Here is a 395-nt window from a genome sequence, read left to right on the forward strand (position 1 = left end):
TGGCGCGGTTGGTGTGGGGGGCGTTGCCCCGCGCCCACCACCACCCCCCCCCCCCCCGCGGCGGGGGGGGTGGTGGCGTGTCGCCCGCCTGCTGCTTCCTGGCATTGGTGCGGTGGGTGGGTTCCGCCGTTGTCGAATCCTCCGGACAGGAGTGGCGGGGGGCAGCGGCTCCCGGGACGGCACCGTCCGCCGCATCCACGCCGCGCTACCGGGCGTTCACCACCCGGCGGCCCTCACCGCACTCACCCCGACCGACCGCCATGATCCGCCCGACCCGCTGAACTCCCCCACCCACCGGGCAGAACCGCCCGTGGAGGCTGTCAGAGATGGGCGCGCGCGGGGGGGGGGGGGGCGGGCTCCGGGGCGGCGCGGGGGGGGGGGGGCCGGGGCGGTGC

Source organism: Kitasatospora sp. NPDC059577, from assembly GCF_042735475.1.
In the GTDB taxonomy this organism is placed as follows: Bacteria; Actinomycetota; Actinomycetes; order Streptomycetales; family Streptomycetaceae; genus Kitasatospora.